This is a genomic window from Pseudomonas sp. FSL R10-2189, assembly GCF_009600325.1.
Lineage (GTDB): Bacteria > Pseudomonadota > Gammaproteobacteria > Pseudomonadales > Pseudomonadaceae > Aquipseudomonas > Aquipseudomonas helleri.
On sequence record NZ_WIVZ01000039.1, the window covers coordinates 1 to 14,912 of the forward strand.

At 60.2% G+C, this 14,912-nt stretch carries 15 protein-coding genes; 2 read left to right on the forward strand and 13 right to left on the reverse strand.

What is annotated here, in order from left to right:
• Positions 1 to 107 precede the first annotated feature (107 nt).
• From sppA to GHO32_RS21930, 4 genes are read right to left on the reverse strand one after another with little or no spacing between them, the layout of a single operon-like run.
• The gene (gene sppA, locus GHO32_RS21915) at positions 108 to 1,097 is read right to left on the reverse strand and encodes a signal peptide peptidase SppA (RefSeq protein WP_153336927.1); all 990 of its coding nucleotides are present in this window, start codon (positions 1,095 to 1,097) and stop codon (positions 108 to 110) included.
• Positions 1,098 to 1,117: 20 nt separating this feature from the next.
• Entirely contained in the window at positions 1,118 to 1,780 is a 663-nt protein-coding gene (locus GHO32_RS21920) for an HAD-IA family hydrolase (RefSeq protein WP_368668500.1), read from the reverse strand.
• Complete coding sequence (rluC, locus tag GHO32_RS21925; RefSeq protein ID WP_048389055.1) at positions 1,770 to 2,726, reverse strand: 23S rRNA pseudouridine(955/2504/2580) synthase RluC; 957 nt, start codon at positions 2,724 to 2,726, stop codon at positions 1,770 to 1,772. The genes GHO32_RS21920 and rluC overlap by 11 nt, the downstream gene beginning before the upstream one ends.
• Before the next feature lie 38 nt (positions 2,727 to 2,764).
• A complete protein-coding gene (locus GHO32_RS21930; protein ID WP_148070699.1) occupies positions 2,765 to 3,064 on the reverse strand; it encodes a hypothetical protein in 300 nt (99 codons plus the stop codon).
• Positions 3,065 to 3,437: 373 nt separating this feature from the next.
• On the opposite strand from GHO32_RS21930, the gene rne reads away from it, so the two are divergent.
• Complete coding sequence (gene rne / locus GHO32_RS21935) at positions 3,438 to 6,680, forward strand: ribonuclease E (RefSeq protein ID WP_153338309.1); 3,243 nt, start codon at positions 3,438 to 3,440, stop codon at positions 6,678 to 6,680.
• Between the two features lie 67 nt (positions 6,681 to 6,747).
• Here rne and GHO32_RS21940 read toward each other — a convergent pair whose 3' ends face one another.
• The 9 genes from GHO32_RS21940 to GHO32_RS21980 form a co-directional block, all read right to left on the reverse strand.
• Positions 6,748 to 7,359 carry a hypothetical protein gene (locus tag GHO32_RS21940; RefSeq protein WP_048389051.1) on the reverse strand — a complete coding sequence of 204 codons (612 nt, stop codon included), beginning with the start codon at positions 7,357 to 7,359 and terminating at the stop codon, positions 6,748 to 6,750.
• 79 nt (positions 7,360 to 7,438) lie between these two features.
• Positions 7,439 to 8,458, reverse strand: coding sequence for a UDP-N-acetylmuramate dehydrogenase (gene murB, locus GHO32_RS21945; RefSeq protein WP_153335396.1), 1,020 nt, complete (start codon positions 8,456 to 8,458; stop codon positions 7,439 to 7,441).
• Positions 8,455 to 8,919: a low molecular weight protein-tyrosine-phosphatase gene (locus GHO32_RS21950; protein ID WP_153335397.1), complete on the reverse strand. Its 465-nt coding sequence runs from the start codon at positions 8,917 to 8,919 to the stop codon at positions 8,455 to 8,457. The genes murB and GHO32_RS21950 overlap by 4 nt, the downstream gene beginning before the upstream one ends.
• Positions 8,919 to 9,683, reverse strand: a complete 765-nt coding sequence (gene kdsB, locus GHO32_RS21955) for a 3-deoxy-manno-octulosonate cytidylyltransferase (protein ID WP_153335398.1) — start codon at positions 9,681 to 9,683, stop codon at positions 8,919 to 8,921. Before kdsB ends, GHO32_RS21950 begins: the two co-directional genes overlap by 1 nt.
• A complete protein-coding gene (locus GHO32_RS21960; protein ID WP_003442540.1) occupies positions 9,680 to 9,865 on the reverse strand; it encodes a Trm112 family protein in 186 nt (61 codons plus the stop codon). Before GHO32_RS21960 ends, kdsB begins: the two co-directional genes overlap by 4 nt.
• 26 nt (positions 9,866 to 9,891) lie before the next feature.
• The gene (gene lpxK / locus GHO32_RS21965) at positions 9,892 to 10,887 is read right to left on the reverse strand and encodes a tetraacyldisaccharide 4'-kinase (protein ID WP_153335399.1); all 996 of its coding nucleotides are present in this window, start codon (positions 10,885 to 10,887) and stop codon (positions 9,892 to 9,894) included.
• Complete coding sequence (locus tag GHO32_RS21970) at positions 10,887 to 11,315, reverse strand: ExbD/TolR family protein (RefSeq protein WP_368668501.1); 429 nt, start codon at positions 11,313 to 11,315, stop codon at positions 10,887 to 10,889. Before GHO32_RS21970 ends, lpxK begins: the two co-directional genes overlap by 1 nt.
• Positions 11,312 to 11,947, reverse strand: coding sequence for a MotA/TolQ/ExbB proton channel family protein (locus tag GHO32_RS21975; protein WP_048373695.1), 636 nt, complete (start codon positions 11,945 to 11,947; stop codon positions 11,312 to 11,314). Before GHO32_RS21975 ends, GHO32_RS21970 begins: the two co-directional genes overlap by 4 nt.
• Positions 11,948 to 11,995: 48 nt before the next feature.
• On the reverse strand, positions 11,996 to 14,212 hold the full coding sequence (locus tag GHO32_RS21980) for a DNA internalization-related competence protein ComEC/Rec2 (RefSeq protein WP_178113923.1): 2,217 nt from the start codon (positions 14,210 to 14,212) through the stop codon (positions 11,996 to 11,998).
• A gap of 134 nt (positions 14,213 to 14,346) precedes the next feature.
• On the opposite strand from GHO32_RS21980, the gene GHO32_RS21985 reads away from it, so the two are divergent.
• Positions 14,347 to 14,868, forward strand: a complete 522-nt coding sequence (locus GHO32_RS21985; protein WP_153335400.1) for a DUF2062 domain-containing protein — start codon at positions 14,347 to 14,349, stop codon at positions 14,866 to 14,868.
• Positions 14,869 to 14,912: the final 44 nt, after the last annotated feature.

Sequence of the window (14,912 nt, forward strand, 5' to 3'; positions counted from 1 at the left end):
AGCAGTGAAGCAGCGCCCAGCAAAATATCCGACCCGAAAATAAAAATGCCAGTCAGCTTAACTGACTGGCATTAGCCATTCAGGCCGGTTTTTTTGGAGCTCAACGATCAGCGCAGTGTCGGGCCTTGAAAACCCATCCACATGGCCAGTTTCTCAGCCACGCTGGCACCCAGCTTTTTCGAGAAGCGGTCAAGCGCCGATTCTTGCACAGTGAAGTCGACCAGCTCTTTTTCACCGATCACATCACGCGCCACCGAACTGGCACTGCCCAGGCCGTCGATCAGCCCCAGCGGCAAGGCTTGCTGCCCGGTCCAGACCAGACCAGAGAACAACTCCGGGTGATCCTTGTCTTTCAGGCGATCGCCACGCCCTTGCTTGACGCTGGCAATGAACTGTTCGTGAGTCACGTTCAGCACACCCTGCCAAAACTTGGTTTCATCCGGCTTTTCAGGCTCGAACGGATCAAGAAAAGCCTTGTGCTCACCCGAGGTGTAGGCACGACGCTGAACCCCCAGCTTTTCCATGGCTCCGACAAAGCCGAAACCTGCCGCCGTCACACCAATCGAACCCACCAGGCTCGCCTTGTCGGCATAAATCTCATCAGCCGCACTGGCAATGTAATACGCACCCGAAGCACCCAGGTCAGAAATCACTGCATACACCTTGGTGTCAGGGTGCAAACCACGCAGACGACGTATTTCGTCATATACATAACCCGACTGCACCGGGCTGCCGCCAGGGCTGTTAATGCGCAGCACCACACCTTTGACCTTGGGATCATCAAAAGCAGCGCGCAAGCTGGTGATCAGGTTATCGGCGCTGGCAGCTTCTTTGTCCGCAATCACACCCTGCACATCAATCAGCGCGGTATAACCGGCGCCCTTGGTTGCATTGCGCTCCATGTCCATCAACGGGGTAAACAAAAACAGCATCGCGATCAGGTACAGGAAAGTCAGCGACTTGAAAAAGATGCCCCAGCGGCGCGCACGACGCTGCTCCTGCACACCCGCCAACAAAGTCTTTTCCAGCAGCTTCCAGCTTTTATCATCACCGACTGTCGGCTCGCCTTCAGCCGGCGCCTTCCATTGATCAACCATGCTCTACCCCTGCAAAGACTTTATTTAACCTGCCGACCCAGCCAGGTACGCAATTCGGGAAACTTATCAATTGCCAGACGCGGCTCAAACGTCAGCAAACGCTCCACTGATTGAGCACCATAGCTCACCGCAACCGAGTCGATACCAGCATTGCGCGCCATCAGCAGGTCAAAGGACGCATCCCCGACCATCAACGCCTGGCTCGGCGGCACATCGCAATGGGCGAGGATCTGATTGAGCATCAATGGGTTCGGCTTGCTGGCGGTTTCGTCTGCAGCGCGGGTGACGTCGAAAAAGCGCTCCCAGCCATGCACCTTCAGCACACGATCAAGCCCGCGACGCGCCTTGCCCGTCGCAACGGCCAAACGGTAGCCATCCGCCCGGAACGCCTCAAGGGTGTCAGCCACCCCCGCAAACAATGGCGAAGGCTGCTCATCCATGGCGATATAGACATCAGCGTAGTGCTGACGAAAAACAACTATTTCTGGCTCAGCCATGTCCGGATAAAGCGTCAAGATGGCCTCTGGCAAACCCAAGCCGATAATCCCGCGAATGGACGCTTCATCACGTTCAGGACGACCTGTGCGCTGCGCGGCGACTCGCATCGCCGTGACAATCCGCCCCACGGAATCAGCCAGCGTGCCATCCCAATCGAAGATCAGCAGCTTGTACTCACTCAGCACTCAGACGCTCCACTGTTTTGGCCCACATGTCGTCAACCGGAGCCTGCAACTTCAACTCGCCACCGTCCGGCAGCGGCACGGTCAGCATGTAGGCATGCAAGAACAAACGCTTGCCGCCCAGATCACGAATTTCTTTGGAGAAGTCTTCATCGCCGTACTTGGTATCACCGGCTATGCAATGGCCCGCATGCAGCGTGTGCACGCGAATCTGGTGGGTACGCCCGGTGATCGGCTTGGCCTCGACCATGGTGGCAAAGTCGCCGAAACGGCGCAGCACCTTGAACACGGTCACCGACTCCTTGCCCTCCTCGTTCACCTCGACCATGCGCTCGCCCGAACGCAGGTTGCTCTTCATCAGCGGCGCACGCACCTGCTTGATCGAGGTTTCCCAGCGCCCACGCACCAGCGCCATATAGCGCTTGTCGATACCGTCACCGCGCAAGGCTTCGTGCAAATGGCGCAACATGCTGCGCTTTTTCGCAATCATCAGCAGGCCGGAAGTATCACGGTCCAGGCGATGTACAAGCTCAAGCTCTTTGATTTCCGGACGCAACTGACGAAAGGCTTCAATCACGCCAAAATTCAAGCCGCTGCCGCCGTGCACCGCGATACCGGCGGGTTTATTGAGCACAATCAGCGCCTTGTCTTCGTAGACAATGGCCGCTTCAAGGCGCTGCAACAAACCTTGCGCCACGGGCACTGGCTCATCGCGCTCAGGCACCCGAACGGGTGGCACGCGCACAATATCGCCCGCCTGCAGCTTGTACTCAGGCTTGATCCGGCCCTTGTTCACGCGCACTTCGCCTTTACGCAAAATGCGGTAAATCAAGGTCTTGGGAACACCCTTGAGCCGTGCGAGGAGGAAATTATCGATGCGTTGGCCGGCATATTCCGGCGTGACCTCAAGCAGCTGAACGCTGGGGGTCGGGGGGGTAGTCGTCGTCATGGCGCGGATGATAACAATTTTTTATGGAATTGAAGCACTTAATCATTACTGCTATAGTCGCGAACGCCGCCAAAAGCGGCCTGGACAGCGGTATAACGGTGAATAACCGACCCTGACCAACGCTCTTCACGAGGACGGAAGGCCGTCCTACGGGGCTTTTGCTGCATACGGAACACTTGGAGTTGTAACAAGCGCAGGTGACATGAGGCCTGAAGCGAGCCTGGAAAGCAGAGTGCAAACTCGCCTTTTACGCCGATATTCACGGCCAGTTCACAAAGTGCAGTCAGCTTCGGGTTTTTCGAGCGATTGTTTCGGAAACCATCGCCTTTATTAGCCATGATGCGTGAACTCCCCTTTTGGAGAACACGGTAAATGCCAACCCGCTGCGGATTCTGCGCGCGGCAGCACCCGAATTATCAAGGATACGTGTAGGGTGGAGATGCACAACCGCCGGACTGTGTAGCAATAGGCTTTATCAAGACGCTTCATCTCGTCCACAGCCGCTGGTTGATTCCTCCTCCTGACTGAGTGCTTATTAAGTCACCACAGCAAGCAGGAAGCGTAAGTCGCGACTTCGCCCCCATTGGTCGAACCTCGCTGGACACTGGAGTGGCCAACTACTCCTGACGCACCTGACACCGACCATGAGAAGTCGTGTGTGCCGAACGCCGTTTCCGGTAGCCCGGAAACCGACGGTACAACATGAAAAGAATGCTGATTAACGCAACTCAACCCGAAGAGTTGCGCGTTGCACTGGTAGATGGCCAACGCCTCTACGACCTGGACATTGAGTCCGGTGCCCGCGAGCAAAAGAAAGCCAACATTTATAAAGGCCGTATTACTCGCATCGAACCCAGCCTTGAGGCTGCCTTTGTCGATTTCGGCTCTGAGCGCCACGGCTTCCTGCCCCTTAAAGAAATCTCTCGCGAGTACTTCAAGAAAGCCCCTGAAGGCCGCGTAAACATCAAGGACGTCCTGAGCGAAGGCCAGGAAGTTATCGTGCAAGTCGAAAAAGAAGAACGCGGCAACAAGGGCGCAGCCCTGACCACGTTCATCAGCCTCGCCGGCCGTTACCTGGTCCTGATGCCGAACAACCCGCGTGCTGGCGGCATTTCCCGTCGCATCGAAGGCGAAGAGCGCAACGAACTGCGCGAGGCCCTGAACGGCCTGATCGCCCCTGCTGACATGGGCTTGATCGTGCGCACTGCAGGCCTTGGCCGCAGCAGCGAAGAAATGCAGTGGGACCTCGATTACCTGCTGCAACTGTGGACCGCCATCAAAGAAGCTTCGCTGGATCGCTCCGCGCCGTTCCTGATCTACCAGGAAAGCAACGTCATCATCCGCGCCATCCGCGACTACCTGCGCCAGGACATCGGCGAAGTGCTGATCGACAGCGTTGAAGCCCAGGACGAAGCCCTGACCTTCATTCGCCAGGTGATGCCGCAGTACGCCAGCAAAATCAAACTCTACGAAGACAGCGTTCCGCTGTTCAATCGTTTCCAGATCGAAAGCCAGATCGAGACCGCTTTCCAGCGCGTCGTTGAACTGCCTTCCGGCGGCTCCATCGTTATCGACCCGACCGAAGCCCTGGTGTCCATCGACATCAACTCGGCGCGCGCCACCAAAGGCAGCGATATTGAAGAAACCGCCCTGCAAACCAACCTTGAAGCGGCTGAAGAAATCGCCCGTCAGTTGCGCCTGCGCGACATCGGCGGCCTGATCGTCATCGACTTCATCGACATGACCCCAGCCAAAAACCAGCGCGCCGTGGAAGAAAAAGTCCGCGAATGCCTGGAAGCCGACCGCGCCCGCGTACAAGTAGGTCGTATCTCGCGCTTTGGCTTGCTGGAAATGTCCCGTCAGCGCCTGCGTCCATCCCTGGGCGAAAGCAGCGGCATCGTCTGCCCGCGTTGCAACGGCACCGGCATCATCCGTGATGTTGAGTCGCTGTCGCTGGCCATCCTGCGCCTGATCGAAGAAGAAGCCCTGAAAGACCGCACTGCCGAAGTTCGTGCCCAGGTGCCGATCCCGGTGGCAGCGTTCCTGCTCAACGAAAAACGCAACTCGATCACCAAGATCGAACTGCGCACCCGCGCACGCATCATCATCCTGCCGAACGATCACCTCGAAACGCCGCACTTCGAAGTTCAGCGTCTGCGTGATGACAGCCCGGAAGCCAACAACAACCAGTCCAGCTACGAAATTGCTGCCGCTGCTGCCGAGGTGGAAGAAGTCCAGCCAGCCGCTGCGACCCGCACCCTGGTTCGTCAGGAAGCTGCTGTTAAAACTGCACCGGCCCGCGCCTCGGCTCCGGTCCCGACCGAAGTGGCCGCACCGGTTGCCGCACCGGCACCAAAAGCCGCCGAGCCAAGCCTGTTCAAAGGCCTGGTGAAGTCGCTGGTTAACCTGTTCGCTGCCAAGGAAGAGCCTGCTGCGCCAGCCGTGGTTGAAAAACCGGTGGCGACCGAGCGCCCTGCGCGTAACGAAGAGCGTCGCAATGGCCGCCAGCAAAACCGTAACCGCAACGGTCGCCGTGACGAAGAGCGCAAGCCACGTGAAGAGCGTGCTCCGCGCGAAGAACGCGCCCCTCGTGAAGAACGCGCCCCGCGCGAACTGCGTGAGCCGCGTGAAGAAGCCCCAACCGTAACCACCGCTCGCGAAGAGCGTGCACCGCGTCCGCCACGTGAAGAGCGCGCACCTCGCCCACCACGCGAAGAACGCAAGCCACGCGGCGAGCGTGAAGAGCGCGTTCGCGAACTGCGCGAGCCTCTGGACGCTGCCCCGGCAGTGGCTGCAGCTGCTGCCGTTGTCGCGACCGAAGAAGAACGTCCGGCCCGTGCGCCGCGCGAAGAGCGTCAGCCTCGCGCACCACGTGAAGAACGTGCACCACGCGAAACCCAGGCTCCAGCACCGGCTGCCGAAGACGAAGAAGTCGCGACCAACGAAGAGCAGGCGCAGGACGACAACCAGGACAACAACGAGGGTGATCGCCCACGTCGTCGCTCCCGTGGCCAGCGTCGTCGCAGCAACCGTCGTGAACGTCAACGCGATGCCAACGGCAACGTGATTGAAGGTTCGGAAGAAAACAGCGAAGAAGCCACCGCCGAAAACGCTGCTGCCGCACCTCAAGTCGCTGCCGAGCACGTCGCAGAGCAACAAGCCGCTCACACCCAGGCCATCAGCGCTCCTGCTGAAGCCCAGGCCAACGAGCAAGCTGAACGTGCCACCCAAGCCATTCAGGAATCGGCACCCGCCGAAACCGTGGCAGCGGTAGAAGCGCAAACCACTGAAGTGGCCATCGTGCCAACCCCAGCGGTTGAAGCGCCGGCTGTTGAGAAGCCAGTGGTTGAAGCCCCGGTTGTCGAAGCGCCTGTTGTTGAAGCAACTGCACCGGTTGAAGCGATCAAGGCACCTGAAGTTGAAGTGCCAGCGGTACAGGCCGAGCTTGAAGTCAAGGCAGCTGCCGAACCTGCTCCGGTTGTTGAAACACCGGTCATTGCCGCGCCAGAGCCTGTGGTTGAAGCCGTTGTCGAAGCCCCGGCAGTAGAAGCGCCACGCGAAGAAGCGCCGGTGATCGAGACGCCAGTCGTCGAGAAAGCACCTGAGCACGTCAAGGAAGCCCGTGTTGTCCGCGAGCCAGTTGCCGAGCCTGCCATTGTCGAGGCCGCTCCAGCGCCAGTCGTTGAGCCAGTGGCTGAAGTGGTTGTGGCTGAAGCGGCTGTCGTCGAGACAACTGTTGTGGCACAACCGGCTCCGGTTGAAGTGGTCGAAACCGCTGAAGTGGTTGAAGTGGTAGTAGCTGCGCCAGTTGTCAGCGCACCGAGCAACGGTCGTGCACCTAACGACCCGCGTGAAGTACGCCGTCGCAAGCGTGAAGCTGAAGCGGCCGCCGCTAAAGCAGCCAGCGAAGCAGCAGCCCCGGAACAGGAACACGAGTCTAAACCCCTCGCCTAATTCCGTCGGCCACTAAAAAGCCCCGCCAGTTCTGAACTGGCGGGGCTTTTTTTATTCTGTTGTGCAATCAGAAAAACCAGAACGAGCGGCGCTCTTTCTCCAACTCATCACGACACTGGGCAAGTTGCGCGCCATAGGTTTGCGATTGCTGCTGAACCTTGCGCGCCACCTGCATCAACCAGGGTTTGCCACGGTAGGTGTTGCGGGTAAAACCGCCACGCCCCTCGTGATACGCCAAGTACTGGTTATAAGCATCCCACTTGGAAATCCCCAACTGACGCTGAGTGCCTGCGGTATACCAGCCGATAAACATGATGGCGTCGGCATAGTTGTCCCGCGAACCTGAGCGACCCATCGCCCGCTCAAAGTCCTTCCAGGCGGGCGGCTGGGCCTGTGCATAACCATAGGACGGGCTGACCCGACCCCACGGGATCACCCACAGCAGGTAGGCGCGCGGCGGAAGTGCGTCGGCCACAAAGCTGCTTTCCTGCTTCATGATCGCCATAGCCACGTTGGGCGGTGTGCCCCATTGTGTCTGCATCGCCACCGAATCCTTGTACCAGGCCGGGTATTGGCGATAGATGTTGCACAGATTGTTTTGGTCCCTTGGCGGGGCCGTCATGCAGCCGGTCAACGTCACCAAGGTTATCGCTAACGCACACGCGGGTAGTTGCTTCATGACTCGTCCAGACCTGAAAAACAGTGGGATACACACCAAGCCTGCGTGGGCGTGAAATCAGCCAGCGAGACTGCCGCCCTTAATACACGTTGGGTTCCATCTCGAGTTGCACTGCAAAACGCTGCTGGATATCGGCCTGAATACGTTGCGCGAGGGCCAGCAGCTGCAAGCCGGTGGCCGCGCCATAGTTCACCAGCACCAGCGACTGCAAGCGGTGCACACCGGCATCCGCCTCGCGAAAGCCTTTCCAGCCTGCGGCTTCAATCAACCAGCCTGCCGCCAGTTTGACCTGGCCATCGGCCTGTGGATAACCGATCAGCCCCGGGTGGGCGAGCTTCAACTCGTCCGCCTGCTGAGCCGACACCAGCGGGTTTTTGAAGAAGCTGCCAGCATTGCCCAACACCGCAGGGTCCGGCAGTTTTTCGCTGCGGATGCTGCTAATGGCCCGGCTTACATCTTTGGCCGTGGGCTGCTCAACGCCCTGCTCGCTTAAACGCTGGCGCACCGGGCCATATTCCAGATGCAGACGCTCAGCGCGGTTAAGGGCAAAACGCACGCGCAAAATCAACCAGCGGCCCGGCTGCTGCTTGAAGATGCTGTCGCGGTAGCCAAACTCGCACTCGGCCAGGCTGAACTCACGCAATTGGCCGGTGTGGCGGTCCAGGGCTGTCAGGCCCTCGAACACGTCCTTGATCTCGACGCCATAGGCGCCAATGTTCTGCATCGGTGCGGCGCCCACGGTGCCGGGGATCAAGCTGAGGTTTTCCAGGCCGGACAACCCTTGCTCCAACGTCCACAGCACAAAAGCGTGCCAGACCTCCCCCGCCTCAGCCTCGACGACGGTGCGCTGACCATCGTCGGCAAGCACCCGAATACCGCGACTGGCCATGCGTAGCACCAGGGCGTGAACGTCGCCGGTGAGCAACAGATTGCTGCCGCCGCCGATCACCAGCAACGGCAGTTGCTGCTCGGCCGAATAGTGCAGGGCTTCACGCACATCACTGTCGGTGTGCGCTTCGGCCAGCAGGCTGGCACGCACCTCCACGCCAAAACTGTTGAATGACTTCAGTGACGCATCAACCTGCAACTGCAAACTCATAAACGGCCCTTCAATTCAATCACCAGCAAATCGCACGCGCGCTCAACCAGGTCGAGCACTTCTTCAAAGCCCTGTTCGCCATCGTAATAAGGGTCCGGGACTTCATCCTTGACCGCCGCATAACGACGCAAGAACAAATCCAGTTCAGCCTTGGCGCCTGCTGGCTGCAAGGCCTTGAGGTCGCGCAGATTGCTCTTGTCCATCGCCAGAATCAGGTCATAGCGATTGAAGTCGGCAGCACTGACTTGCTGCGCACGTTGCGCCGACAAGTCATAGCCGCGGCGTTTGGCCGCCCGCTGGCTGCGCACGTCAGGTGCTTCGCCCGCGTGCCAGCCACCCGTCCCGGCAGAGGCCACCTCGATGCGCTCAGCCAAACCGGCGTCACGCAGCTTTTGGCGCAACACGCCTTGTGCGGTGGGTGAGCGGCAAATATTGCCCAGGCACACAAACAGGACGCGCATTAACCCTCCAGCAAACGCCGAACGCGCTCAAGGTCTTCAGGGGTATCGACACCGGCTGGCGGCGCTTCAAGCACATCAGCGACGTGGATCCGCACGCCATGCCACAGGGCGCGCAACTGCTCAAGACGCTCGGTGTTCTCGAGCCAGCACGGGCCCCAGTTGACGAAGTCCTGGAGGAAACCGGCACGGTAGGCGTAAATGCCAATGTGGCGACGGTACGGCACACCGGCAGGCAATGCGTCGGGCTGTTGGGCGAACTCATCCCGCGCCCACGGCAAGGTGGCACGGCTGAACGTCAGGGCCAGGCCATTGATATCGCTGACCACCTTGACCACGTTAGGGTTGAACAGTTGCTCAACGTCTGCAATCGGCTCAGCCAAGGTCGAGATGCCCGCCTCGGCGTGGGCGGCCAGGTTCGCAGCCACTTGATCAATCAATGCGGGCGGGATCAACGGCTCGTCACCCTGGACGTTGACCACGATGGCATCGCTGGCCAGGCCCAACTGTGCGGCGACTTCGGCCAGACGGTCAGTGCCGGAGTCGTGGTCTGCGCGGGTCAAGACCACCTCGGCGCCAAACGCCTGGCAGGCCTCGACAATGCGCGCATCGTCGGTGGCGACGACCACACGCTGGGCGCTGCTTTTGCAGGCTTGCTCCCAGACGTGCTGGACCATCGGCTTGCCCGCGATCATTTGCAGCGGCTTGCCTGGCAAACGTGTCGAGGCAAACCGCGACGGAATTACCACGGTAAAGGTCGGGGTCATTTATCCAGGCGCTCGTCGGTGCTCAGGGTACGGGCTTCGGTTTCCAGCATGACCGGAATGCCATCGCGGATCGGGTAAGCCAGGCCGGCGCCCTTGCTGATCAGCTCGGTTTTGTCGGCGCTGAGTTTGAGCGGGCCTTTGCACACTGGGCAAGCGAGGATATCGAGCAGTTTGGTGTCCATAGGAATTCCCGAAAAGTAAAAAAGAGTTAGGGCAAAAGACGCTTTAGCTGTTGGTCAAACCAAAGGACAAAAGCCTCTGATGGAACCGCGTCGACCGCCAGATACCACCAGTCGGGCGACGCAAAGTCGCGGCATTTCACGGCGTCCTTTTCAGTCATGACCACGGGCAGCGGCGGCGTAAAATTCAAGACCTCGGCACTGTAAGGCGCATGGTCAGCGAAAGCATGGGTGATTGGGCGCCAGTGTAGCGCTTCAAGGGTGGTGAAGAAACGCTGCGGGTTACCGATCCCGGCAACCGCATGCAGCGCTTGGCCAGCCGGGAAAAAGTCCAGCGCCTGACGCTCTCCGCTGCGCAAATTGATCAACGCCGTGGGCTGCAATTTAAAGGCAAAACCCGCCTGCGGATCGCGCTCGGCGCCGTTATACAACACCGCATCTACGCTCTGTAAGCGCTCGGAGGGTTCACGCAATGGCCCGGCAGGCAGGCAATGGCCGTTGCCCAGGCCTCTGGCGTTGTCGATCAGCACCAACTCCAGATCACGGGCCAGCCGGTAATGCTGCAAGCCGTCATCCGAGAGGATCAAGTCCAGCGGTTCGCTGTCGAGCAAGGCTTTGACTGCGCGGCTGCGGTCGGGATCGATCATCAGCGGCACGCCGGTGCGCTGCACGATCAATAGAGGCTCATCACCGGCCTGTGCGGCAGGTTGCTGCGCGGTCACACGCCAAGGCAACTGTGGCGGCTTGGCGCCATAGCCACGGCTGACCACGCCCACCCGCAGGCCATTGCGCTGGCAATGCTCGATCAACCATAAGATCAACGGTGTTTTGCCGGTGCCGCCCACGGTGATATTGCCAACCACCACCAGCGGAACCGGGGCGCGATAGATCTCGCCCTCGCCCGCCATAAACCGCGCACGCTTGCGCTCAACCACACGGCGGTAGAGGCATTCCAGCGGGCTCAGCAATTTAAGCAGCGGATGCCCAGTGTACCAGGCACGCAACAAACGATCAGACAGGGCCATCAGGGGGTCGCCTGCGACTCAACGGTGGTCATGCGCAAATGGCTGAAGCCGAGCTTGCCGGCGGCATCCATCGCCGTAATCACGAACTGGTGCTGGGCCTTGCCGTCAGCGCTGATCGACACCGGCAGGCTGGTGTCGCCGCTCGAAGCCGTACGCAGGGCATCCATCAGGCTTGCCAGATCGTTTTTCGGCAGCAACTGGTTGTTGACCGAAAACACCCCGTCGGCGCTGATGGCGATGTCCAGCAGCTTGGTGTTCTGATCTTCGGTCGGCGCGCCGCTGACCGACTCGGGCAGGTCGACGCGCAGTTGTGTTTCGCGGGTGAACGTAGTGGTGACCACAAAAAACAGCAGCAGGATGAACACCACGTCGATGAGCGACGCGAGGTTGATGTCGACCGTTTCCCGTGGCTTGCGGCGAAATTTCACGCTTTGCTCCCGACCATGTCGACTTCGCGGTCGCCCTGCACCACTTCAACCAGCTTGATCGCTTCCTGCTCCATGCCGACCACCAACTCGTCGACCCGGCGCTGCAGGAAACGGTGGAAGAACACCGACGGAATCCCCACCATCAAGCCCGCCGCCGTGGTGATCAAGGCCTTGGAAATCCCGCCCGCGAGCACCGCCGCGTTGGTGGTCATGCCGGTGCCCATAAAAGCGCTGAAAATATCGATCATGCCCAACACCGTGCCCAACAGGCCCAGCAACGGCGCCATCGCAGCAATCGTGCCCAACGCGTTGAGGTAGCGCTCCAGTTCGTGGATAACCCGGGCAGCGGCTTCTTCAATGCACTCTTTCATGATCTCGCGACCATGCTTGGAGTTAGCCAGGCCAGCCGCCAGGATTTCACCGAGCGGGGAGTCCGCGCGCAGTTGCTTGAGTTTTTCTTTGTCCAGCTGTTTGTCCTTGATCCAGACCCACACTTGCCCGAGCAAGTGCGGCGGGGTCACGCGGCTGGCGCGCAGGGTCCACAGGCGCTCGACAATAATGCCCAGCGCGGCAACAGAACTCAGAATGATCGGCAGCATCATCCAGCCGCCGGATTTGACCAGTTCCCACACAGTGACAATCCCCTCGAAAAAGTGCGCCACTTTACCACAAGGTCGACGTTAATCCCGCCAGAACCGCCGCTGCTCGCGCAGGCTTTCGGCCACCCCGAAGGTGCCCAGCCGAAAGCGTACGGCACCGTGTTCGGCACTGTCCCAGATCCCCATGCCCAGCGCCTTGTAGCGCGCCATCACCTGCGGGTGCGGATGCCCAAAGGTATTGCCATGCCCTCTGGAGATCAACACTGCCGAAGGTGACAGGTTTTTTAGAAAGACCATCGAGGACGAGGTGCGGCTACCGTGGTGCGGTGCCTGCAACCAGTGCGTGGGCACCGCCAGGGGGCTGTCGAGAAAAGCCCGCTCGGCGTCGATATTGATATCACCGGTCAACAGCAACCGTTCGTCGTTGGCTTCGATCTGTAACACGCACGAACGCTGATTACCGTCGGTCGCGCCGTCCCATTGCCACAACGCAAACGTCACCCCGTCCCATTCCCAGCGTTCACCGCTGTTACAAGGCCCGGCCTGCAGCTGTTCGGCCAATAGCGGTACATCACCGCTGACCACCCGTTTCACCTTCATTGCTCGTTGTACCGCCAGCGCACCGCCCGCGTGATCCGAATCGGCGTGACTGATCAGCATCATGTCCAGCGTACCGATGCCCATCGCTTGCAGTGCCGGGACCACCACACGTTCGCCTTGGTCAAGGTTGCGCACTTTTGGCCCCGCGTCGTACAGCAGCGTGTGATGGCGGGTTCGCACGATGATTGCCAGGCCTTGGCCGACATCCAGTTGCAGCACCTCTGCCTCGCCCGGCGGCACAAGCGTTCGCGGGGCAAACACTGCCAGCAGCACCAGCGGCCATCCCAGCGCCCTCAGCACCATCCCGGCAGGCAGCAACAGCAGCCAGGCACCGAGTGCAGCCAGCAGCCAGACACTGATCGGCGCGCTGGCAGGCAACCAGGGCGACAGTGTCCCGGCCAGCCCTGTGAGCCCCCAAATCAGGCCATTGAGCAAGCCGCCTGCCACCCAAAGCAGCCCTTCACCGACCCAGGGCACCGGCAGCAACACAGTGCCCAGCAACGCAGCAGGCAACACCAACAGGCTGATCCACGGCACCGCCACCAGATTGGCCAGCGGGCCGGACAGGCTGATGGGCAGCCCGAGAATCCACAGCATCGGGAACAAGCCCACCGCGATCAACCCTTGCGGACGCAGCCATGCCGCTCGCCAGCTCCACGGGCCCAACCGTGAGCTAAACGTAAAAATCAGCACCGCAACGGCGGCGAACGACAGCCAAAAACCCGCCATCAAGCTGGCCAGCGGTTCAATGATCAGCACCGCGTTGAGCGCCAGCAAAAAGGGCAGCCACACGCCCAAGTGGCGAAACCGCAGGCGCCATACCAATACCAGCCCGAGCATGGCGCAGGCCCGCTGTACCGGCACCTCAAAACCGGCCAGCAAGCCGTAACCCAGTGCTCCGGCAAAAGCCAAGCCGCACGCCCAGGGCAACCACGGCAGCCGTCGTGGCCACAGGCCATAACGCGCCAGCAACGCCACCAAGCCATAAATGAGCCCGGCAAACAGGCCAATGTGCTGCCCCGAGATCACCAGCAAATGTACCGTGCCGGTCGCTTGCAGCAGCTTCCAGTCGTCAACGCTTAACCCCGAACCATCGCCCATCACCAATGCGGCCAACCATGGCGCCCGGCCGTTAGCGTCGGTTTGTAGCAACCGCTGGCGTAAACCGTCGCGCCAGGCATGCCGGACGGGCGCCAATAACTGACCATCCTTGATGGTGCCCGAGGCGCCAATGCGCTGGGCCAACAGCCAGGCCTGATAATCAAAGCCACGGGGGTTAAGCAGCCCTTTGGGCCGCTTGAGAGTGACCGCCAATCGCCAACGCTCACCGCTGTTGACCGGCGGCCCGCCGTACCAGCTCAAGCGCAAGGTAGAAGGCAATGTGGCGTGGCGCGAATAAGCATCACGCAACTCAAAACGTACGGCCGCGTCGGACTGCTGCGGCAAACCGACCACCCGCCCTTCGACCCATAACGTGCGACCATCCAGCGCAGGCGACAGCCGGTCATCAAGCGCCGAATGCCCCTGCACACAGGCCCAGCTCAGCCCAAGCAGAAAAAACCCTGCCGGATAAAGCCGCACCACCATTAACAACAGCCCGGCACCCAGCATCAACAGCACCCACTCAAGGGCGGGTATTGCCGGTAAAAATCGCAGCACGATCAAACCCGAAGCCAGCGCCAACATCCCTGAGTACATAACCTGATCCGAAGTAATCCCTGCCCTCGGATTAGCCGGGATTTATCGTCGCGACCTAAAACATTGTCACAAAGTCTGAAGAGCCGACCTGCAAAATGTGGGCATACTGCCTCCCTGTTCCAAGCGAGAAGCCCATGCCACGGCGTTCAATCAAACGTTTCATGCCAGATCCGGCGCGCATCAAGGAACACAAATCCTTACGGTTTTTGGGCTCACTGCTGCATGACCCCAACCTCTGGCACCTCAATCGTCACTCTGTCGCCCGGGCGATGGCGGTGGGTCTGTTTGCCGCTTTTATCCCCATGCCCTTTCAAATGCTTTTGGCCGCCTGCCTGGCGATCATGGTGCGCAGCAATATGCCGATTTCGGTCAGCCTGGTCTGGCTGACCAATCCGATCACCATGCCGCCGATTTTTTACTGCACCTACGTGCTGGGCGCATGGCTGATGGACGTTCCGGCCCGCAGCATGCCCGATGAACTCACGTGGGCATGGATCAGCAGCCAGCTCTCGACCGTGTGGCAGCCGTTTTTATTGGGTTCGGTGGTGTGCGGGGTGGTGCTGGGCGGGGTGGGTTACTGCTTGACCATGGTGTATTGGCGCTGGTGGGTCAGCCGGCAGTGGAAGCGGCGCAAGCAGCAGCGCAAGGCTTTGTAAAACGTGCCCTGCACCGTTGTGTAGGAGCGAGCTTGCCTAGCGAT